Source organism: Butyricimonas faecalis (assembly GCF_003991565.1).
Lineage (GTDB): Bacteria > Bacteroidota > Bacteroidia > Bacteroidales > Marinifilaceae > Butyricimonas > Butyricimonas faecalis.
The window spans coordinates 3,748,469-3,769,179 of sequence record NZ_CP032819.1 but is presented as its reverse complement, the minus strand read 5'-3'; the positions used below and the strand labels follow the sequence as shown (position 1 = coordinate 3,769,179).

Genomic DNA, 20,711 nt, shown 5'->3' with positions numbered 1-20,711 from the left:
CAATGCTTGTTGTGGAAAAGAGATAAGATGCAAATAACTGAAAAAAAACATGGCTGATTTTATAGCCGTTTGAGGGATTTTTCGTATCTTCGAAGCGTAGTCATTTCTCTTAAAGAGAGAAACGTTTTTTCACTCAACACTTTTCATGTCGCTCAAGAGTCATTTGCACTTATTATTTCTTTCCATATTGCCTGCCTTTTTCTTTTAGCCAGTCATGACAAAGACTCTTTTTAACGGTTGTCTGTTCCAACTATTCGTCTTTGCCGATCAACCTGTCGCATTTCTCTTTTGAAGAGAAATTTATTTATACAATCATCTATATATCAGCGACGTACACTGAAAATAGCGTTAATTGGCTCAACATATTCTTCTTGTCGCACAACTTTTTTTGCACGACAAGGCAATTATTCCGGCTGCTTTCATTGTCATTCTCAATAATTTTCGTATTTTTGTAGTTGTTTAGAACTTCTCTTCAAAAGAAATCATCCGATTTTTTGTATGTATCTATCGCTTAACGGTGTAAAAAATTTGCGGGCGGGATTTGTCCGTTATCCGGTGATATCGCACAACATGGGTCTGTCCTGCCGGTACCTGTAGAAATGGAAGGGCCGTTCTGTCCGGGGCGTGTTATAACGGGATGACGCGTTTCCGGTGCAACCGGTCGTAAACGGAAACACCGCCGGAGAAATCAATCTGCCGGATCATACCCATCTGAATGATATATAAAAGGCTGAAAACAAAATTCTTGCACATGAATTTTAAAGATATAAGGTATGCCATAAACCGAACTTGGTCAAAGAACGGTTTAATGGCCATATAAACGGATGCACTTACGCGATTTTCTATTACAGTGATTTCAGAATCAAACTGTTCGCCTTGTCCACCACCGTAGTGTCGAGTGAAGCGAGATAGATACGGGTGGTGTTCTCGGAATCGTGTCCCATCGCCTCGCTGATGGTAGCGATAGGAATATTCTTGCTTTTGGCGATACTTGCCCAGCTATGGCGGGCCACATAGCTCGTCAGTGGTATGGCCAACCCCAAAAGTTTACCGATTTTCTTCAAACTCTGATTTTCCCGATGCGCCTCGCTCTTGTATTGTTTTCGGGCATCCTCTTTCATGTCCCGTATGATCGGCAACAGATAAGGAGTCCCGGACGTGTCGTACTTGTCGATGATCTCCTGCATGGGCTTCTCCCACCTGATAAAGAGCTGTTGTCCCGTCTTCTGGCGACGGTAGGCCAGAACTCCATTCTGTAAATCTTTCTTTTTCAGGTAAGCCATATCCACAAATGACATTCCCCTTGTATAGAAAGAGAAAAGGAACAGGTCTTTCGCGTAATCCAGCATGGGACTGAGTGTCAGGTCCAGATCCCGTATCTGGCGGATCACTTTCAGCGGAACGGCGCGTTTGACCGTTTTGTCCACGCCCGTGTAGACATGCCTGAACGGGTAACGCTGCACGGTCAGTTCCCGTTCCACCGCACGGTTGTAAATGGCACGCAGGTTACGCATGTAAAAAGAGGAGGAGTTCGGGCAAACGTCGCACCCTTTCAGAAAGGTCTCGTATTCCACCATCAGGTTGGAGTCCACCTCCCCGAACAGAAGGTCACGTTCGCCACGAAACCGCAGGAAACTGTTCAGCACGGTCGTATACGTCTCAGCCGTACGCCTTTTCCCTATCTGTTTCAACTCCTTTATGAGCTGCCGTGCAAAAGAGACAAACCCGCCGCAGTCAGCCGGGGAGGAAAACAGTTCCACCACCTTGTCGGCGGTATACATTACGTCGGAACGTTCGAGCCGTGCGATGATGCTTCTGAAACGGGACAAGTCATCTGCCAAGGCGGTCTTCACGGAGAGCAGGTAATTCCTGCGCCCCCCTTCCGTGCCGGAATCCATCACGATCTCGGAAATGCCGGCATCCCATTCCGAGGGAAAAAGCTTGTAGCCGGTATGCACTTGTCTTGCCAGACGGTTGTGAATCACTTGATAGTAGAGCGAGCCTTCCTTCATCTCGACGGAAGAGGCCCGGAATTTAACTTTTATTGTTGCCATGAATATATCTGTTATTTAATTTTTCACCTGAAAACTAATCCCGGGGAAACCATTGCATGAATATTCATCTGCCTTTAACACATTTAAAAGCAAAAAGTCCCTTGGCGCACCGACGTCACAGGAACTTTTCACATATAAAAGACACATGTTCTTTCACTGTATGCGTATATATTCCGAATACCTGATTTCCACATACGGGTTGTCACTGGAAATGGACTGATGGATAGCCTTTACACGCTTCCAGAACCACCATCCCTTGTATTCTACCCAAACCGCCTGATTGAGGGTTACCGGAACTTTGATGTCGCCTTTGAGCCGTTTGTTCTCGATCAACCCGGTAAGTTGGATATACGGTGTAACCATCTCCACCTTCTGCCGCAGCAGTGGAACGGTATCACGGATAATGAGCGTGTCGCGGATGGCGGCATCTATCGGGGCTTTCACTTCGACTTCATGCCGTGCAGCCGCTTCGAGGTTCCTGATTTTCACGCCTAGCCTTTCGATGGTCTCGGCATCCTTGGCACGGAACTCTTTATACTCATCTATAGTCAGCCGCAATGCCTTGGCATCGAGGACCATCGTCGCTGAATCGATCTGCATCCGCTTCACATCGGAAAGCAGTGCGGTGCTGTTCATGCGGAATCGGTCGCGTTCTTCCGTGAGGCGTATTGTCCTCCGGTGCTGCAGCCAGAGGATGCTACAGAGCAGCAACACCGTTGCCAGAAGTATTCTGTTTAATCTACTCATATGATACTGATTCTTCGGGGATGAACCACAGAAATTCATCCATATAGATTTCTTCCAACAATACAAGGCCGCCCCGGTTCTTTTTTCGGTTCTGCGGGAGGTCTTCAACGACCAGTCCACGGCGGCCGACCAGTTCGTCCAACCTCATTTCGGAGAGTTCAGGCGAAGCGATGATGGTAACGTATGCATTCTTTTTCATAACTGGTCTTTCCACGATGTTTTTACTTGTGCGTTCCCTGACATTTGAGAAGTTCACGGATATCGGCACGGATTTCGTGCAGGTCATTCTGTACCGTGTTGAGCTGCATCATGGTTGCCTCGAACACGGACTTGTCCAGCTTCATGGCGTTGATACGGTCATACTGGTTCTTGATTTCCACTTCCAAACCGATACATTTGGTTTCCAGTTCTGCAATTTGGGCGGTGTTGTTGACATGCTGTATGTACAGTGTCAGCGAGAACGAGAGTACCACGACAATGATCTTGAAGTACTTCATTACAAATTCTTTGAGTTGTTCCATATCTTATTCCATTAAAAGTGAGAATGCGTCCCTGATAGCCCTCAGCAGAGCCTCGGCTGCCGCACTATCCCGGAACCCATAGATGACAAGCGCGATCATCATCGCCAGATAGACCCACCAGGCGATTTCTTCCTTAGTGATTTTACGTTTCCGCTTCGCCATCTTTTACAGGATTTTGGGGTACGATTACATTGAAGATAACATTGCCGTCGCTGCCTTCGATACGCAGGCGGTTCTCCTCCTTGTGCCTGATGGGGAAGATATCCATCAGTGCCTTGGCGGCATTGACCGATACGGCCCTGAGCGGTGCCGGAGAGAGCGGCACTCCGAAACGGTCGGTATAGTCCGAAGTGGCCGTCTCGTCCATGACGGCCTTGAGGGTCTCGGTCACCTGCAACTTTACGGCCATCGTCTCCATCTCGAACCGTTCCGAGGAGAGTAATGCCTTGATATGTGCCAGCACATGCGGTTTGTTCATCAGGTAATTGGCTGAAGCATACGGATTCTTCACCGTATCCTTACCGAATACCTCCACAAAGCATTTTTTCGGCCGTCCGGCATATTCCAGCCCGCCGTTCACATAGAGGTTGCAGAATTGCAGCTCCTGTTCTGTGAGCGGTTTCTCTTCCGGCCTATCCTGCGTGTTCGTTATCTTGTCTGACATCGGTTCTTCCTTCCTTTTCTGAAAGAGTAGCGGGTTTGTATCCCGGAGGTTTTACAAAATCCGCCTTTTCATTGAGCAACTGCTCCATTAATGCGTCATAGAATACCTGGGCCAACGCATCGGCACACGCCTCCGCATCCGCTAGCGAGTTGATGAGCCGCAGGTTGAACTTGATTTCCAGGTCGTAGCCCGATATGAACGCCATCAGTTCGTTCCCGTCATAGCCCAGCGCCCCGTAGGTCATCCGGTCCGCCGTACGGAATGTAATGGTCTCGGGAATCTGTTCCCGGTCAATGCCTTGGGCTTCCTTATTCGTGTCCATACTCATATCTTGAAATATTTACGGGTTTTCTCTTTCTTCTGTGTAGCGATTGCCGCTCCTTCCGTCTGGCGCAGACGGGAGGTATAGACCCCCAGGATGTCAAGCGTGGCCGTCACATCCGCAGCCGCATCGTGGGCATCGTCCAGTTCCACCCCCAATTTTGAGGCTACCAGTTCCAGTTTATACGAAGTAACCTCCGGATCAGCGACAAAAGCCAACCGTCCCATGACAAGCGTGTCGATGTAGTGCGGCTGGAAGTTGCCGTAATAGTCCTTGGTACCGGAAAAGGTCTTTTCAAACTCGGCGGCCAGTCCGGCATAGTTCATCAGCTGTTGCAGGAATCCGATATCGAAAGCGATGTTCTGTCCGACCAGCACGGGCTTGCACTGATAGCCCTTCGAGAGGGTGCTGCGTTTGGCGAAGGCGATGACTTCTCCGGCGACTTTCTTCATGTCCACACCCTGTGTGCGCAGCATCTCCATGGTAATGGCGGAATAGTCCAATGCCGTCTGTTCGTACTTCATCGGGACATATTCCGGTTCTTTCGCCTGTTCATGGCGGGTACGCAACACCTTGCGTCGGGGAAGCCCCGCGTCCTGTTTCCCGTAGGGGGCGATATACGCCTGATAGCGGTCGAATACCTGCCATGTGTCGAAACGGACGGCTTGCAGGGCGATCTGTGTACAGGCGCATTCACGGCAGTCCAGCCCTCCGGTCTCGAAGTCCAGCCCGATGCCTACATATATCTTCTGTTCTGTCTTGGGTGCCATATCTTTTCAGGATTGAATGAATAACAATGAGTTCCTATAGGTCTGTAATGTATTGCATCCGTTGTAGTCGCTGTAACGGATGACGGCAGTGAGGATGACCACCCGGTCTTTGAGCGACTGGATCACGGTGTGGTGTTCCATGTAATAGTCGTTCCAGCATACACATTCCGCCAGACGGTTGTTCTGGGAGAGTGTCAGCTTGGCGAAACGCTTCCGGCTTCCCGTCTCCCTGTCCTTGTAGGTATGTTCGGTTACATCCACCACCGTGGCGCAGACAGTCGCACGCCTGCCGTCGTTCTCGTCCCGTGCCACCTCGTCCAGGGTCAGGTAAGAGGCTTTTCCCTTGACCTGCCTGCGGGCTTCCGAATTGTTGAAGATGCGGCGATAATCGATGCTGCCTATGCCCGACACGGCAATCTGCTGCTGCGACCAGAAGAAATGCCGCCCGCGCATGTCCTGCGGGAAGTCTTTTTCAGAAAGGGAGAATCCCAGTTCCCGTGCTGCGCGTTCGAGCAGCGCGCAGCGTTCGGTAACCGCCCCGACTTTTTCGATACGGTCGAAGCATCCGGCAAGGATCATGTGCTTGACATGCCGGGCGTTCACGGGGACTTTCACGGCCTCTTCCGCGTTGTCGGGGTCGTCCCAGTAACTGTATTTCTTGAGTTTGTAACGGAATATGCGGTGGATGAAGTTCTCGATACCGGTATATGCCCCGCCCCGGTCGCGTTCCGTGACGATGTATTCCACTGTCTTGACACCGACCTGTTTGATACGGGTAAGCGACCAGAAGATTTCATCGGTGGCATAGTCGGTGAAGAACTCCGTCCCGGAGCGGTTGATGTCCGGCGGCACGATCTTGGCCGACGAGCAGCGTTCCATCTCCGCCATCAACGAAGGAATCTCCTTGTCGTCCGCCCATTGCAATGCCACCGTGTAGAATGCCGAGGGGTAATTGGCCTTGAGCCATGCCCCGCAATAGGCTGTAAGGGCGTATGCCGCGGCATGGGAACGGTTGAACGAATATTTCCCGGCTACCTCTATCTTGTGCCAGATTTCCTCCGCCTCATAGTCCGGGCATCCGTTCCCGACGGCTCCGGCAATGAAATCCGCCTTCAGCGTGGCCATCAGGTCGGCTTTCTTCTTTCCTATGGCCTTGCGCAGATAGTCGGTCTTCCCGAGGTCGAATCCCCCGAGCGTATGAGCAACGGACATGAACTGCTCCTGGTAGACCATGATTCCGAAAGTGTTCTTCGTTGCTTCATAACAGCCGTAGTTATAGACCGGGGCCACTTCGCCACGCCTGAAACGGACATAATCATCGGTGGCACCGATGTCGAGTGTGGCGGGACGGTACAGGGCATTGATGGCGATCAGGTCCTCGATACACTCCGGCTGTACATCCTGGATAAACCGGGTAATGCCCGGCGAAGAGAACTGGAACACATTCTGCGTGTTGCCGTCCGAGAGCAGTCGGTAGGTCTTCCCGTCTTCCAGCATATCCTGCGTAATACGCCCGATAGTAAGTTCCTGCCCGAAATTCCGGTTGACCAACGCGATGACGGCACTCAGTTTGGCAAGTTCCTTTGTCGCCAGCACATCCTCCTTCAACAATCCGATCTCATCGACCGAATAGCCGTCGAACTCCGATACCAGTGCCCCGTCCATCTTACGGACCGGCAGGAAATCGAAGCATTCGGCGGGCCTGCCGTCCCGCGTGTCCGGTGTGACAACGATGGCCGAGGCGTGTATGGAGGCCGCTTTGGGCTGTCCGAGCAATCCTTGCACGTCCTCGATGACCAGCGGATAGGTCTGGATAAAGTCCCGAAGTTTTCTGTTGAAGGCAGCCTGTCTGAACAGTCCTGTCCAGTCCGTGCCGTCATCTATCATGGCGGTAATATAGTTCACGATGGAGTGAGGCACGCGGTGTACGCGTGCCACGTCCTTCAAGGCGGCTTTCAGTTTCATCGTGGTAAAGGTGCCGGCGGAAAAGACACGCTGGCGGCCGTCCGCGTTGTACCGTTCTTCCAGGTAATCCTTGATCTCCTGCCGCCGGTCGGAGGCATAGTCGACATCTATGTCCGGCAGCGAAGCGTGGCCGCCTTCTGTCAGTCCTTTGTCCACAAAGGCATCCATGACCGTCAGCGGTCCGTCTGCTTTCCTGATTCTTATATGTGTTACTTTCATCTGATATATTTCTTGTATCGTATTATCGCGCTTACCGTCTGGCGGCTGACACCGTACTGTTTTGCCAGGCTGTTCTGGGAAGCCTGGCCGGAGGAATACCTCACCCGTATCTCTTCCGCCTGCCCGTTGGTCAGTTTGGCGTTCACGCTTTTCTCGCCGTAATCCCGTTTGAGGCCACCCGCTATGGCATGTTCCATATTCCGCTGGTGCGTACACATTTCCAGGTTATCCGCACGGTTGTTGTCGCGGTTCCCGTCGATATGGTTCACCTCCAGTCCCGGATTCCAGTCGGGCAGGAAGTGCTGTGCCACCAGACGGTGCACGGAGAACTTCTTTCCGACACCGCCCTTGTAGAGTCGGACACAGTCATAGAGCGAAGTCGTCCCACACCAATGACACATGATACGTTCGGGTTGTGTCCAGGTGATACCGTCATGCGAAACTTGCCGTTCCAGACTCTTGACACGCCCGAGGTTGCTGATCTTGTACTTTCCTTCATAGTTCTTGATATCCACCCAGATTTCCCGGGTGTCAGCCATGGGTTATACGGTTTAGTGCTGTCTGAAAAATTCCCAGGTCTATCTCCACGCCGATGAACCGGCGTCCCGTATTCCGGCAGGCCACGGCTGTACTGCCGCTGCCCATCGCAAAGTCGAGGACGATGTCTCCTTCGTCGGTGTAGGTGCGTATCAGGTATTCCAGCAGGGCGACAGGTTTCTGTGTCGCGTGCAGGCAGGAGAGCTGCTTGTCCGTCTTGAATTTCAGCACACTGCGCGGATAGCGTTCCGTGGATATGTAATCCCGGAAATTATCGTGCTTCCGGTATATCTCGCCGGCATCGCATTTCCGCTGATGTTCGGCCATCACGACCTTGCGCTTGTGCCCGTCCGTCTTGATCGGATGATACTTCGGCAACCTGTCGTAAAAGACCAGAATGTCCTCGTGCGCCTTCATCGGCATACGCCTGGCGTTTAGGAAGCCTGTCGCCTGCGTCTTCTCCCATACCCAGGCATACCGCAGCCTGCGGAGATTGGAGCTGCCCAGCAGGCTCGTAAAAGGATGCTGGCAGAACAGCAGTACGGGAGTGTCAGGTCTGGATATGCCCTGTACAGCATTCCACATCCCGGGGATGTCTATCACGGCGTCCCATCGACAATGTGTCGTACCGTATGGAGGGTCTGACAATACCATGTCGGCAGTGATGCCTTCTTCAGCCAGCAGGGGCAGCACATCGAGTGCATCGCCCCGGTAAAGGTCGCAACCGTCATAGGGACGGTGGTGTTCGTAGGTCGGATTCATGGGTTTCGAGTTCCTTTAGGTTCCACAAGCAATCTCGGCGGTCAAAAAGGATTTCGTCGCCACACATCAATTCATCTGCGTATATCGTCCGCTCTTCTCCGTTACGGATTACCCGCATCCGGGCATCCGTGCACAGACGGTAAGTCTTGCCTTCAGATTCCATCTCCACATAGCGTTCGCCCTTGCCGAGTGTGATGTCCGGGGCAAGCACCGTCAGTTCGTCTTTCCAGCTGAGCCCGCAGCGTTCCGGCACGAGGAAGCGCGAGAAGATAAGGTCGTATTTCAGCGGGTCGATGGAGGTTATGCCAAGCAAGTAGGAAACCAGCGAGCCCCCGGCGGAACCGCGACCTATACCAGTTGCGATGCCTCTCCGGTGCGCCTCCCGCACCATATCCCACTGCACCAGGAAATAGTCCACATTGTCGGTCGATTCAATGATATAGACTTCCTCGTCCAGCCGTTCCCGATAGCGTTCCCGCTCCGGTTCCGGCACTTTCCGGTCCAGCCCGTCGTCAAGCAGTCGGAGGAACATCGTACGGCGGTCACCATACCGTTCCCGCTCTTCCGGTCGCATACGGTATTCCGGCATGAACATTCGCCCGGTCTCGAATGAGGCGTCCGCACGTCCGGCAATCTCCACCGTGGGACGGCACATGCGCCTAAACAGGGAATCGAAGTCCCATTGCCCGGAGAACAGAGGACGGAGCGTGTCATACAATTCATCCGCTGTCTTGAAATACTGGTCATCGCTCTGTTCATGGGCGGCTCCCGTGGCAATCTTGTTCACCACGATTCTGTACCCTGCATCGTCCTTGTCCATGTAGTAGCAGTCCGGAATCAGGACTGGTTCTACTGTAAATGAATCCGTGTCGGCATCATAACAGTTGCCGAAATAATATTTCAGGGCTTCTAGTTGCTCCCTGTCGATGCGGTCCGCCTTGTATTCGTTGGCGTCGACCTGGTAATAGACCGCTTCGGCACCTTTCCGGATACGCTTCACCTGTTTGGGGTGTCCGGCCATCCAGTAGACGGAACGGATGGCGAAAACCACCACACAACCTGCGGCATACATCAGCAGCTGTTCATAGCGGAGGGTGTTGTCTTCCGAATCGACCATGACGGCCCGTTGGATGCGCAGCAGATTATGCAGCCCCTCGTTATCCAAGGCATAAATCTTCAGCCCGACACGTTCTTCTTCGTGCATCATTGTCAGCGAGTAGCCGAATATATGTTTCAGCCCGGTATTGGCGCACTCCTTCTGAAGGTTCAGCGTGGCGGCCATTGTATTGCGGTCGCAGATGCCGACAGCCGTATGCCCGAGCCATTTCGCCTTGCGGCACAAATCTTCCGGCGAGCAGCAGGCGTTCAGCAGCTCGTAGGAGGTATGGATGCCGAGGTTCACGAAAGGTACATCATGTACCGGAGGCTTGGGCCGGCCGATATATTTCAGCAGGTTGAAACGGAATTCTTCCCGCAGGTCATAGTAGTACCAGTTCCTGCCGAACGGGAAGGCCACATGGAAGATTCCTTCTTCCATCAGCACATCCGGACTTTCCATCAGGTTGAACACGAGCTTGTCCCCGTCGCCGCGGAAGATGGATTCCACTCCCGACAGGTCGGCCGTGAAAAGCCGCCCGAAGCCGGGAATATCCACCACTTCCGTATCGACCGGGATATAGGTTATCCGTTGTGCATCGAGCCATGAGAAAAGTTCCTGTATCATCTTTCCTGTACTTTTTTGAGTTTGTATTCAAGGACGGACAGCAGGCGGCAGGCGAAAATCCCGTAGATTTCCGCTTCCGTGAGTTCGTCCCAGTCTTTGGCGGCATCAGCAATGTCCGCGATGAAAACCTCGAAATAGGGTTTCAGCCGTTCAGCCGTCCGCTTTACCGACTCGACGGCATCACCATCGTAACCGATGACTACGGTTCTGACGCCTTTCGATTGCAGCTTGTAGATCTGTACATCGGATATTTTCTTTCCGAAAGTGGCCACGGCTGCGACATGGGAATTGTCATAGAGTTCGAGTCTGCGGGTCAGGGCGATGACATCGAAAATACCTTCCGCGAGGATGACCGTATCGGTTTCATCCATACGGACGGCATCGTAGTTATAAAGGAGTCTGGAAAAGTCGTTTTCCGTGGAGTTCCGGTAACGCAGGATCTTGTACCCGCCGCTATGTCTGGTCTTGCGGTTGTGGGCGTCTATATCCTCTTTCGGCCAGGTATGGCGGGAGACATAGCCGACAACCGTACAGTCATCGATGACCGGAAAGACGACATAGTCCGCGTAGCGCGGATTGAGCCTGCCGGTTATCCCGACCGGGAAATACTCGTAATCGTCGAAACAGAAGCCGCGCCGCTGCAAATACGGATGCCGGAAAGTGCGCTTGTAAAAGTCCGGCAATTCGACCGGCACCAGTTCGTCGTCTATTTCTTCCGCCTCGTCCTTCTCCAGCAGGTGCAGGTTCAACGGTGCGGCAATGTCAGCTGTCTGCAAAACCATCAGGTCCATGCGACCGATAGCCGCCAGAAGTTGCTCCAATGTACGGGTGGATGCCCCGCAGGAGAAGCAGTGGGCCATGAAAGGCCGGCGGTGGGCAGTCGCCTTGCCGATGTAGATACCGAACTTACCGCCCGACTTTCCGCAGAACGGGCAGCGCGGAACGATAAGGTTCTTACCGCTCCCGTCCCGTTTGGCACCCGTCTCGCGGGTTATCTCCGAAACCAGATATTGATATTCCTGTACCGACAGTTCCATATTAAGGTATAGTCGTGACCGCTACAGGTTGGTTTGAAATGTTTGGAAAAAGAATCCGGATTAGCCCAATAAAAATAGACCGGCAGAATCATGGAAGGTCTTTCCACCCAAAGGAAAAGAGAAATTGTCTTCCCGGCTGGACAAAAAATGACTGCTTTTGTCTAATCGATAAAACAATATATAAATAAGGAGATTGATAATCAGCATTGGCTGATTATCAGGTGTAGAGATGTACTTTTCTAAAATGATCACTCTCTACATAAAAAAAGCGTATTTTTTGTGCAGTACAATAAACATACTGAATGAAAAGTATCGTTTTCCAATTACTACAAATAACGGATTTGTATTTGCGAGGTCATTCGAACTTTCCTCGAACAAAGGTCGTATGATATCTCGAACGCCAAGACCCGTGAGCGGAAACTGAAAGTCTTGGAGGCGGCAGAGGAATTGAAATGTGAAAACCTGCTGTTGATAACATGGGGAACGGACGATATGGCGGAATACAAAGGGCATACAATAAAAATCGTATCTGTCCGGAATTGGTTTTACGCATGTAAGCTGCCATATATTCTCAACATTCCAGTCGTTACAAGTCAAAAAGCCACCGACACGCCGCATCCGGATCGATGGCTTTTTATTCCCTGTTCAGATTCAGTGTCCTCTGCCCGTCATAGAACACCTCATTGTCGTAGTCGGTGGCAATCCTGATAGTGTCTCCTTTCTTGAAGAACCGGCTTTTGGCCACGTGCAGGCGCATAACGTTCTCCTTTCTTTCAGCCGATGACTGGTTGAGCGAAACAAGGTGCGTGCACGGGCGGGCCAGACCTTTGGCCTCCGAACAGTTGTACTCGGTCAGCACGTTCCGCTCGTCATTCAGCCACTCCCGGTCTTCGATGGTAGACTGGTAAGTCACCACCATCCATACCTTTTCGTCCGCCGCCAGGTCCTTCAGGTCATTAGCCACCGCGATACGCTTCGCCCGTTCATGGTCGGCTCCCCATGAACGGCGGTTGGCATCCGTCAGCAAGTCCATCGAATCCACAATCACGATGTCCGGATTATATCCTTTGAGCTTCCTGTATTCCGAAATGCCGTTCTTGATGTCGAGTGTCGAGACCTGGGCATTGAAACGCGGGTAACTGCGCACCGTGATGCTTCCGGCATACGAGGCGACCAGTTTTTCCAGATGTCTCATCTCCGTATCCGAAATCTTTCCCCGCTCGTAATAGTAGGCGTTCCTGGAAATCAGTCCGCCGGAATAGGCGTTCAACGCCTCTTCTTCCGAACCTTCCAGCTGGAAATGCAGCACATGCAGCCCGTCATCGATGTCCGCCCTGACACCGATCCATTTGGCGATGTGCGACTTTCCCACGCCTGTGCTGGCCAGGAAACAGGTCAGCTGACCTCGCAGGTTACGTCCGGCATTGAGCGCATCCAGATACGGGATGTAGAAGCGGGACACACGAGGGGCGGCCGAGCGTTCCTCTTCCTCCTCGCGCCGGCGGTTCCTCTCGAAACGCTCCTTGAAAGTCGCGGCCACATCGACGAACGAGGAACTCTTCAGCGTGAACCCTGCCAGCCACTCGGCATATTCCCGAAGAGTCTTCTCCGCCTTGTCCTGTTTGTTCTCGTTATACAGTTTCCCGACCTCCGCATAGACCGACTGCAACCGGACCCCCTTGATGTAGGACTCCAGCATGTCGGTCATCACCTCGGCACTCTGTCCCTCGTCATACTCCCGGAAAGTGTCTATCAGCTCGATGGCGTCGTAATCCTCATGGAAGGTCTGTGCCAGCACGGCATACGACGGCGGTGTCTTGTATGTCTTGAAGTGTACGGCTATCGCCTCCTGTACCTGCTGGAACGAACGGTCCGGCAGGTATTCCTTACGCATATGCCGGGCTAGGACAGCACACAACGGTTCCTGTCTGAGCGCCGTGGCATAGAGTTCATACAGGAACTCGGCACTGAGCGGATTGACGGCACTCATGGCTTCGCCTCCTTTTTCCGCCACGCCTCACAGCGGATACGGTACAGTTCCGGATAGCGCGCCTGTGTCCTTCTGCGGCATGGCTCCGCTTTCGCACATTTTGAGCATGACGGGGAGAAAGGCGTCCACATCAGCGTGGAGAGCGCACAGACGAGATATCCCGCTTCGGTGGAGAGCAGTCGCCGCTTGGTCGTCTCCTCGTATTCCGGATAAATAAAACGCCCGAACGGATGGCTGCGGCGGTCTTCCACTGCCCGCGCCAAATCATGCCGTGACAGCCCGAAACTCTTCAGCCACCGGTCCTCCCGGTAGCGGCGTTCCTTTCCCGAGCGGAGATAGCGGCCGATGGCTTTCTTTCCGAATGAATGGGAGACGTTCCATTTCCTGCGATACGCGGTATCATATCCGGAAATGGCATATGTCTGGCAGATACAGAAGTCGGACAGGCGTTCCGCACTGACGGAGACGACCTCCCGGCACAAGCCGTCGAAACACATCCCGAGCTGCCTGTCCGACTTGCCGCCGGTAGGGAACACAAAATCCGCCCACACCGTGGTGCGGACCAGCCGTGTAAAGAGCCTCCGGCATCCGTCAATCCATTCTTTTCTCTCCATCGCGTGTCAATAGTTTGCGCAGCTGCGTCTTGGCTAGGAAGATGCGGCTTTTTACCGTTTCTACGTTCCTGGTCTGCAAAGTACCGTTGTTATAGGTGATTTCCATGATTTCCCCGAGTTTGTAACCAGCCTGCTGCAAGAGCAGGGCTTCCCGGTAAATCGGTTTGAGCCGGTCCAGTGCCCAGAGGATGTCATCGTTATAGAACTCGCGGTAGTTGTCCATCCCCATGCTGTTTCCCGACGGTTCGTCCTCATCCGACAGCGAAGAGGATATTTCCGAAATGTCGATATTGTCGTCCGGGGGCATGCGGTTCCTGTTGCGGTTGTTCAGGTCCGCCACAAGCCGTTTGGTCACGGCATAGATCCAGGTCTTTACCGGACGGGCCGGGTCATAACTGTCCATATACTTGAAGAAGTTGGCCAACGCCTCGAGGTAGTTGTCCTCGATGTCCTCCTGGTTATAGGTATATTTGATACAAATGCTGTATATCAGATTCTTGTGCGGCATCACATATTTTCTGAGAAGTTCCGCCCTCTGTCTCGCGGATTCGTCTTCAGGCTGGAGAACCGCAATAAACACATCTTTCTTTTCCACGTTTCCACTGACTGAAAAGGTTGATAATGAATCTCATGTCCTAATCTGTCAGCTACCGTGAGCGTCAATTGAAAAAACGGGCGGCAGCATTACCGCCGCCCGGAAAAAATCCAAACCGTTGTCGGCTTGTCACAGCCTGTGCCTGCGGATGTAATAGTAGAAGAGGTGGCAGGCATCCGCCGCATTGTCATCCACCGGGACAATACCGTATCTGTCCTTGCAGGCCGCGACCATCTGCGTCTTGGTGGCGTGTCCGTCTCCCGTCGCCCATTTCTTGAGGACAGCCGGGTTGACGAACTCCGGTTCCGGGATATCCAGTTCATCGCACACTTCGAGCAGGATACCCCTGAGTTCCGAGAGCCGCCGCATGTCGTAGAAATGGCGGTTCACGCTCACATCCTCGGCCACGACGCGGCGGATGCCGTAACGACGGAGCAGCGAGAGCAGCGTAGTCCTGAAAGCGCCGTGCATCTTGTTGCCGTTGCGCCGTTTGCTTTCGGTGAAGTTCCATGTCCCGGCCTCATGCAGGGAGAAGTATCCGGTATGCGTGGCGATGTCCAGCGCCAGTACCTGCTCCCGGGTCAGTACGCTATTCTCCGAGTCTCGATTCGCCATTCTCTTTCACGATTACCAGTTTATGCGGATACCCTTCAGCCACATTCCCGTGCGAGACTACCAGCACGGTACCGCCGAGCGAGTTCAGCGCCTCGAACATGGAGGCCAGCCCCGCTTCATCGACCGCCTCGAGTATCTCGTCCAGCACGAGCAGATCCAGTCCCTTGTCCCCGTCGCAGTTGCTGTTCACGAGTTTCTGCATGGCAAGGATGGTCGCCAAATTCACACGGGCGGCTTCGCCTGCCGAAAACTTGCCGAACGAGCCGCAGTCCATGCCGTCGCGCAGCAGTGAGATGGAGATTTTCTCCCTTACCTTACCACTCTTGAGGACGGTATACCCGTCGAAGCGGATACGGATGTCGCTGCCGATGTCTTGCAGGAACTCGTTGGTGATACGGCTGAGCGCCTCGATTTTCGTGTTGGCCAGATAGGTCTTGAACTGCACGAACCGTTCCCGCTGTATCTCCAGGGCACGGACCCGGGCATCGACGGCCGTCTTGCGCCCTGCCGCCTCGCTGGACTTCCCGCGCGTTTCACGGAGAGTGTCCTTGAGCGATTGTATGAGGTCGGGTGAAGCCGCCTCATCCAGCTCCCGGATCGTGGCCTGCAAAGTGTCGATGGCGCAGGCCGCAGCCTGTATATCTTCCTTGCCTACCCGTATGCCGCGGTTCAGTGCGGCATTGCGCTCGTCTATGAATCCGAACACCTCGTCGAATACCTTGCGGCGGACACCTTCGATTTCACTTTGCAGGGCGGTAATTTCGGAAGCGATGCGTTTATGCCCGCTTTCCACCTCTTCCACGTGGCGGGTGGCATTCCTGATGGCCCGTTCGTGCCCGGCCAGCTGCTCCTCCCATCCGGTGCGTCTGCCTTCCAATATCCGGCGCTCATGGTTCAGCCGGTTCTGCTGCAACTCCACGGCATCCGTCTCCTCCTGCTTCTCATCGATACGGCCGTTGATTTCCGTGAGCTGCCGTTGACGGAGCTTCAGTTCCTTCATGCCGGCCTCGATGTCGAACTGTGGTTCTGCCACCAGAAACTCATGCCCGCAGAAAGGACAGGTGATGGAGCCGGCCAGTTTGTTCGAGAGGCCGTCAATACCGGCAGAAACGATACGCCGTTTATGACGCAGTTCCTCGATGCTGCCGGACAGGTCGCGCAGACGGATGTCGATTTCCCGCAGTCTCTCCGCAGTCGTATCGGACTGATCCCTGTATGCCTCACAGAATGCGGCATACTCCTTCTTGAACTGTTCCCAGCCGTCAGTCCTGTTTTTCAGTTCCTGTTCCGCCTGCTTCAAGATGGCATCGCAATCCTTCAGCCGCTCTGTGGCGGTCTGTAACCGTCCTTTCTTTTCGGCAATGACCTTGTCCCAGTCCGTCTGCCGGGCATCGGGAAAGAGGGACATCATTTCCGCTATCTTTTCCAGACATGCTTCCAATGCGGTATCTCCGGCTTCCAGTTCCTGCAAAGCCTCGTCCGCCCGCTGCACTCCGGCAAGCTGTTCCTCAAGCCTGTCCACGTTCTCGTGCCCGGTACGGATCTGCTCCCTCTTGGCCGCTATGGCCGTTTCCAGTCCCATGATACGTTCCACACGGGTACGCCCCCGCTCGGCTCCGGCTTCCTCCTCCTTGCGTATCTGCTCCTGTAACATCCCGATACGCCCGTCCAACCCGGCCAGTTCCAGTTCCACCTGCCGTTTCTTTTCAGAGAGCGGCACGATGTCTTCCTCCACTTTGGCGATGGCTTCATCCACCAGAATACCGTTGGAAAAGCGGTTGATGACCTCTTTCTTCTCCTTGTCCGATGACGAGAGGAAATCCTCATACCGGTATTTGGAAAGGATGAAATTGTTGAGCAGCTCGTCGCGTGTGATACCCAGTTTGTCAAGAATATACCGGTTATAGGCATCCACCGAAGGCTGTACCGCTTCATCGGTTACCACCTGCTTGCCGCCACGGTAAAGCGTACAGCTGACAGAGGAAGCCCCCTTGCGCGGGATACGGCGGTTGACGAGCAGTTCCTCGGCGGCGGAATCGTTGATGAAACGCAAAGCGATACGGCATTCTTCCGCTGCATCGTTGATAATCTCCTCCGAGCGTATCTTTCTAAGCGGGCTGCCCGTGATACCCACGGCAATGCATTCCAACAGGGCAGACTTGCCGGCCCCGTTCGACTGCTGGGACTCATTGTCCCGGTTATCGCCGAAAATCAATGTCGTCACGCCTTGCCGCAGCATGTAGGACAGCGAACGGAAGGCGCAGAGATTTTCGGCTTCTATCGTCTTTAATTTCCACATGATCTGTTTTCTATTCTAGATAAATACTCCAATCCCATCGACACATCCTCGATCTGTTTCTCCCGGCAGAAGTCCTCGTAGGTTTCCCGGATGCGGCGGCTGTCGAATTTCTCGAAGAGCGAAGAGGATACCGCCTCCGGCAGCTGCTCGTCATCGGCAACCAGTTCTACCTTCGCCGCTCCGGCTTCCAGCAAGGCGGCTTTGTCCACCGATTTCATCGCGGCGGCAGGTGCATGGACACGCACCTTGACCTTGTAGCGACCATCGGCCTCCATTTCACGCAGCTCGTCCATCAGGTGCAACCCGGCACGTTCCGCCGGCATATCCATGACACGGTACCGCATGTTCACGCGGTTCTTGACAAACTCGTACGTGCCGTCCGTATACAGCACCGTGTATCCTTTCTCCTCGTCCTCCCCGAAGTTATGCTGGCGCGAGGAACCGATATATTCGATTCCCGTCCCCGGAATGACGGTACGGTTGTGGTAATGGCCGACAAAGACCTTGTCGAAAGGAGAGAATATCCTGGCAGGCAGTTCCTTTTCCGAAGGCTGTGCCAATGCCCCGTTGATACCCTCATGGATGTAGAGGAAGTGCTCCGGTTCTCCAGAAAGCGCTTCCGCAGCCAATCGTCCGAGCCTTTCGGCAAAAGAGCCGTCTTCCGGAAAATAGCTCATTACATGGAGCGCGAACTTCCATTCCGGGCGGCACAGGGTCAGGTACTCATCCACGACAGTCACATTCGGATGCCGGTCGAAGACATGACAATATCCGCGCAGGGATTCCTGGTTCACCTTGTCGTGGTTCCCTTCCGCCAGCGTGACATGAATGTCATGGTCCGCGGCGGATACAAGCATATCCCTGACGGCCAGCAGGACATCGAGTGTCTGGGCGGCACGGGAAAAGAACAGGTCTCCTCCGACAACCACTTCCCGGATATCCCGTTCCCTGCAAATTCCCATGGCCTCCTGCCAGTTGGCCTGGAATGCAGGGATGTCGTCTTTCGAGATGTGGATGTCATTCAATAACAAAAGGCAGGGTTTGTTCTCTTTCATACTAAGTGATTGTGATTAGGACGGGAGGCCCGGATGCCTCCCGTCGGATTAGAATTCAAGAACTTGTGAAAGGCTTATCTGCGGTGGCGGGGACGCCCGGCACGCTCTTCCGTTTCCTCCGGCTGCTCTTCTTCCTCCCCGGGGACATCCTCCGGTTCGTCACTGGGCTTCGGACCCTCCATCTCGCTTTCGATCAGGTCGAGTAGTTCCCGGTTGCTCGTGGAGCGTGTAACACGCACGGAGAGCCCTTCCTGCTCGATGTAGCCGCGGATCATCGCACGCAGCTCCTGGCCTTCCTCGGTCTTCTCACCGAGTTCCTGCCGCTGAAGCTCGTCATAACGTTCGAAAAGGTCGTCCAGCGAGATGCCTCCACCTTCACGCCCGTTTTCTCTGTTATCTTTCGTACGGCGGTCGAACGAGAACGCGGATATATCCTCCTTGGGCAGTTCACCGTCCAGCGTGTCGATGACCGTCTTCATTTCATCCGTCTCCATGAGCGACATGCCGTAGATACCGTCGCACTGTTTGAGGAACTCGACGGTGGCTCCCAGATGATAACGGGTGTAGCGGTAGATGATTTCCGGGATACGCGGCGCACCCATCAGGGCGGTCAGCTCCTCCTTGGTCAACGGTACCGGTTCCGATTCGTTGTCAATGGAAATGACATACTCGGTCTTGGCTCCGTTCTTGCGCTTTTCAATCTCCACCGGATAGGCGTCATACACCGAGGAAATCGGGCACGGGTAAGACGGATTCTTGGCCAGTTTCTTGCTCCACAGCTTGAACTTCCTCTCATCCAGATCCTTGAACTGGGCATGGGAAAGGGTCATCATCTGCACGCCTTTGGCTCGTTCACCCAGGTCGAATACATAGAGACAGTGGCCGTAACTGTATTTCAGACCGCCTCCGAACGAGCCCCCGGCAATCTTTTCCGCCAGTTTGTCGTCCCCGTCCTCTTTTGCGGCTTCGACGGCCATGCGGCGGTAAGTCTCGATGGGATCAACGCTATATCCGGCATCGGTAGCGCGGGTGACAGTGACATACATCTTCTGGGGCTTGTTCCCCGTAGCGGGTTTCTCCAGCTCCAGAAGCAGCTGGTGGACGGGATACTCATAGCCCGGACGTGTCGGCGAGCCGTCCGGATTGGGAGCGATGGGCAGGATACGGAGACGGTAAGTCCCGAACTTGTCCATGCGGAAGAACTCCGTACGGGCGAACGCCCTGTTCTCCTCCTGGGCACGCAACTGTGCCTCCTGATAAGATTCCTGAACGCCGAGGAACATTTCCTCGACAGACATGCCTTCCATGCCGTTGTTCTTTTCTTCTTCTTGCATAAACGCTTTGTTTTATGGATTTAAAAATGCCCGAAGAATGCGACACGGTATACCCGCATCGCAAAGAAACTGGTAACAGGACGGACGGGTTCGGTTGCACCGTCCGCGTTCAACTGATAAAATTGGGAGAGGATGTCTCGCTGACCGTATCCCGAAAGAGGATACTCATTTGACAATATGGAAAGGTCTTGCAGCGACCGTGGAATACAAAATTAGGCAAATTACCCGGAACAGCCATACATGTACATGAATGTTTCTCACCGGCATTGTCCTTCAGCGCATTACCGTTTCATTTTAAGAATGCTTTTAATCTCCCCGAGCAGTCTGTCGCCGCCCGGCGCGTTCCGCGCTTCGGCAAGCAGCCTCCTGCGGTTCCGGCGGATATACTCTTCTCTCTTGCGGCGGCATATGCCTTCATAGTAGGCTTTGCGCTCCGGCGTGAGCCGTTTCCCGCGCCGGCAATAGACCCCGTCCCGGCGGTACTCGTCCAGGTAGCGGCGGAACTTCGCCTTGCCGCAGGAAGGGTCTTTCGATGCCTCCGCCACCGACCGTATGACCTGCCAGTCCGGCTCGAAGGGCTGCTGCGTGGCGCATAACCTGCGGAGCAGATGATAGACTACCGGCATCTCATACCGGAGCATGAAGCCTATCCGTGTCTCGTCGAAAGGAAAGCGCTTAAGCGTCCCCTGCGGTCTTCCGTCTTCTCGCTTTCGGGGCTTCTGCTGCCGGGGAGACGGTTTCTTCTGCGGCTGCCGCCTGATTTTCTTCTGTTTCATGATGTTGCGGTTGAATGGTTTGCTGTACGGTTTCACGGACGGGAACGTTCCTGCGCTCCGCAATCCTCCGGCGGCTTTCAATATCGCCGTTTACATTGAGTTTATGTTTCAT

The 20,711-nt window shown here is 53.8% G+C and carries 24 protein-coding genes; 1 reads left to right on the top strand and 23 read right to left on the bottom strand.

Annotated elements, in window-relative coordinates; translation table 11 throughout:
- Nucleotides 1-627: 627 nt before the first annotated feature.
- From D8S85_RS21585 to D8S85_RS16220, 21 genes are all read right to left on the bottom strand, one after another.
- A complete protein-coding gene (locus D8S85_RS21585; protein WP_172726529.1) occupies nucleotides 628-780 on the bottom strand; it encodes a hypothetical protein in 153 nt (50 codons plus the stop codon).
- Nucleotides 781-845: 65 nt separating this feature from the next.
- Nucleotides 846-2,054, bottom strand: a complete 1,209-nt coding sequence (locus D8S85_RS16315) for a site-specific integrase (protein WP_008860766.1) — start codon at nucleotides 2,052-2,054, stop codon at nucleotides 846-848.
- Nucleotides 2,055-2,207: 153 nt separating this feature from the next.
- Nucleotides 2,208-2,801, bottom strand: a complete 594-nt coding sequence (locus D8S85_RS16310; RefSeq protein WP_118944683.1) for a DUF6549 family protein — start codon at nucleotides 2,799-2,801, stop codon at nucleotides 2,208-2,210.
- Nucleotides 2,794-3,000 (bottom strand): hypothetical protein, encoded by a 207-nt coding sequence (locus D8S85_RS16305; protein ID WP_008860768.1) that lies wholly within the window; start codon nucleotides 2,998-3,000, stop codon nucleotides 2,794-2,796. The genes D8S85_RS16310 and D8S85_RS16305 overlap by 8 nt, the downstream gene beginning before the upstream one ends.
- A gap of 22 nt (nucleotides 3,001-3,022) precedes the next feature.
- Nucleotides 3,023-3,322 (bottom strand): hypothetical protein, encoded by a 300-nt coding sequence (locus tag D8S85_RS16300; RefSeq protein WP_004322861.1) that lies wholly within the window; start codon nucleotides 3,320-3,322, stop codon nucleotides 3,023-3,025.
- 3 nt (nucleotides 3,323-3,325) lie between these two features.
- On the bottom strand, nucleotides 3,326-3,484 hold the full coding sequence (locus tag D8S85_RS21580) for a hypothetical protein (RefSeq protein ID WP_165859739.1): 159 nt from the start codon (nucleotides 3,482-3,484) through the stop codon (nucleotides 3,326-3,328).
- Entirely contained in the window at nucleotides 3,465-3,986 is a 522-nt protein-coding gene (locus D8S85_RS16295) for a hypothetical protein (RefSeq protein WP_127075386.1), read from the bottom strand. Before D8S85_RS16295 ends, D8S85_RS21580 begins: the two co-directional genes overlap by 20 nt.
- The gene (locus D8S85_RS16290; RefSeq protein WP_009316565.1) at nucleotides 3,955-4,314 is read right to left on the bottom strand and encodes a hypothetical protein; all 360 of its coding nucleotides are present in this window, start codon (nucleotides 4,312-4,314) and stop codon (nucleotides 3,955-3,957) included. The genes D8S85_RS16295 and D8S85_RS16290 overlap by 32 nt, the downstream gene beginning before the upstream one ends.
- Complete coding sequence (locus D8S85_RS16285) at nucleotides 4,311-5,078, bottom strand: 3'-5' exonuclease (RefSeq protein ID WP_127075384.1); 768 nt, start codon at nucleotides 5,076-5,078, stop codon at nucleotides 4,311-4,313. Before D8S85_RS16285 ends, D8S85_RS16290 begins: the two co-directional genes overlap by 4 nt.
- 6 nt (nucleotides 5,079-5,084) lie before the next feature.
- Entirely contained in the window at nucleotides 5,085-7,262 is a 2,178-nt protein-coding gene (locus tag D8S85_RS16280) for a helix-hairpin-helix domain-containing protein (RefSeq protein ID WP_009316564.1), read from the bottom strand.
- Nucleotides 7,259-7,801 carry an HNH endonuclease gene (locus D8S85_RS16275; RefSeq protein WP_004322855.1) on the bottom strand — a complete coding sequence of 181 codons (543 nt, stop codon included), beginning with the start codon at nucleotides 7,799-7,801 and terminating at the stop codon, nucleotides 7,259-7,261. Before D8S85_RS16275 ends, D8S85_RS16280 begins: the two co-directional genes overlap by 4 nt.
- Nucleotides 7,794-8,561, bottom strand: a complete 768-nt coding sequence (locus D8S85_RS16270; protein ID WP_009316563.1) for a DNA-methyltransferase — start codon at nucleotides 8,559-8,561, stop codon at nucleotides 7,794-7,796. Before D8S85_RS16270 ends, D8S85_RS16275 begins: the two co-directional genes overlap by 8 nt.
- The gene (locus tag D8S85_RS16265) at nucleotides 8,527-10,098 is read right to left on the bottom strand and encodes a PHP domain-containing protein (protein WP_228423355.1); all 1,572 of its coding nucleotides are present in this window, start codon (nucleotides 10,096-10,098) and stop codon (nucleotides 8,527-8,529) included. The genes D8S85_RS16270 and D8S85_RS16265 overlap by 35 nt, the downstream gene beginning before the upstream one ends.
- A 182-nt stretch (nucleotides 10,099-10,280) precedes the next feature.
- On the bottom strand, nucleotides 10,281-11,321 hold the full coding sequence (locus D8S85_RS16260; protein ID WP_004293559.1) for a toprim domain-containing protein: 1,041 nt from the start codon (nucleotides 11,319-11,321) through the stop codon (nucleotides 10,281-10,283).
- Between the two features lie 634 nt (nucleotides 11,322-11,955).
- Nucleotides 11,956-13,311 carry a DnaB-like helicase C-terminal domain-containing protein gene (locus D8S85_RS16250; RefSeq protein ID WP_004293560.1) on the bottom strand — a complete coding sequence of 452 codons (1,356 nt, stop codon included), beginning with the start codon at nucleotides 13,309-13,311 and terminating at the stop codon, nucleotides 11,956-11,958.
- Entirely contained in the window at nucleotides 13,308-13,925 is a 618-nt protein-coding gene (locus tag D8S85_RS16245) for a hypothetical protein (protein WP_008672745.1), read from the bottom strand. The genes D8S85_RS16250 and D8S85_RS16245 overlap by 4 nt, the downstream gene beginning before the upstream one ends.
- On the bottom strand, nucleotides 13,903-14,520 hold the full coding sequence (locus D8S85_RS16240) for an RNA polymerase sigma factor (RefSeq protein WP_008672743.1): 618 nt from the start codon (nucleotides 14,518-14,520) through the stop codon (nucleotides 13,903-13,905). The genes D8S85_RS16245 and D8S85_RS16240 overlap by 23 nt, the downstream gene beginning before the upstream one ends.
- Nucleotides 14,521-14,649: 129 nt before the next feature.
- A complete protein-coding gene (locus tag D8S85_RS16235) occupies nucleotides 14,650-15,135 on the bottom strand; it encodes a crossover junction endodeoxyribonuclease RuvC (RefSeq protein ID WP_004293563.1) in 486 nt (161 codons plus the stop codon).
- The gene (locus tag D8S85_RS16230) at nucleotides 15,110-17,434 is read right to left on the bottom strand and encodes an AAA family ATPase (protein ID WP_117974427.1); all 2,325 of its coding nucleotides are present in this window, start codon (nucleotides 17,432-17,434) and stop codon (nucleotides 15,110-15,112) included. The genes D8S85_RS16235 and D8S85_RS16230 overlap by 26 nt, the downstream gene beginning before the upstream one ends.
- Nucleotides 17,422-18,489 (bottom strand): metallophosphoesterase family protein, encoded by a 1,068-nt coding sequence (locus tag D8S85_RS16225; protein WP_127075382.1) that lies wholly within the window; start codon nucleotides 18,487-18,489, stop codon nucleotides 17,422-17,424. The genes D8S85_RS16230 and D8S85_RS16225 overlap by 13 nt, the downstream gene beginning before the upstream one ends.
- A gap of 74 nt (nucleotides 18,490-18,563) precedes the next feature.
- Nucleotides 18,564-19,823, bottom strand: a complete 1,260-nt coding sequence (locus D8S85_RS16220) for a hypothetical protein (RefSeq protein WP_004293566.1) — start codon at nucleotides 19,821-19,823, stop codon at nucleotides 18,564-18,566.
- 14 nt (nucleotides 19,824-19,837) lie between these two features.
- Between D8S85_RS16220 and D8S85_RS21575 the strand changes: the two genes are divergently transcribed.
- Nucleotides 19,838-19,996: a hypothetical protein gene (locus tag D8S85_RS21575; RefSeq protein ID WP_008672739.1), complete on the top strand. Its 159-nt coding sequence runs from the start codon at nucleotides 19,838-19,840 to the stop codon at nucleotides 19,994-19,996.
- A gap of 108 nt (nucleotides 19,997-20,104) precedes the next feature.
- On the opposite strand, the gene D8S85_RS22000 is transcribed toward D8S85_RS21575, so the two are convergent.
- The gene (locus D8S85_RS22000; protein WP_224241394.1) at nucleotides 20,105-20,464 is read right to left on the bottom strand and encodes a hypothetical protein; all 360 of its coding nucleotides are present in this window, start codon (nucleotides 20,462-20,464) and stop codon (nucleotides 20,105-20,107) included.
- Nucleotides 20,465-20,498: 34 nt separating this feature from the next.
- Nucleotides 20,499-20,711, bottom strand: coding sequence for a hypothetical protein (locus D8S85_RS21995; RefSeq protein ID WP_191835317.1), 213 nt, complete (start codon nucleotides 20,709-20,711; stop codon nucleotides 20,499-20,501).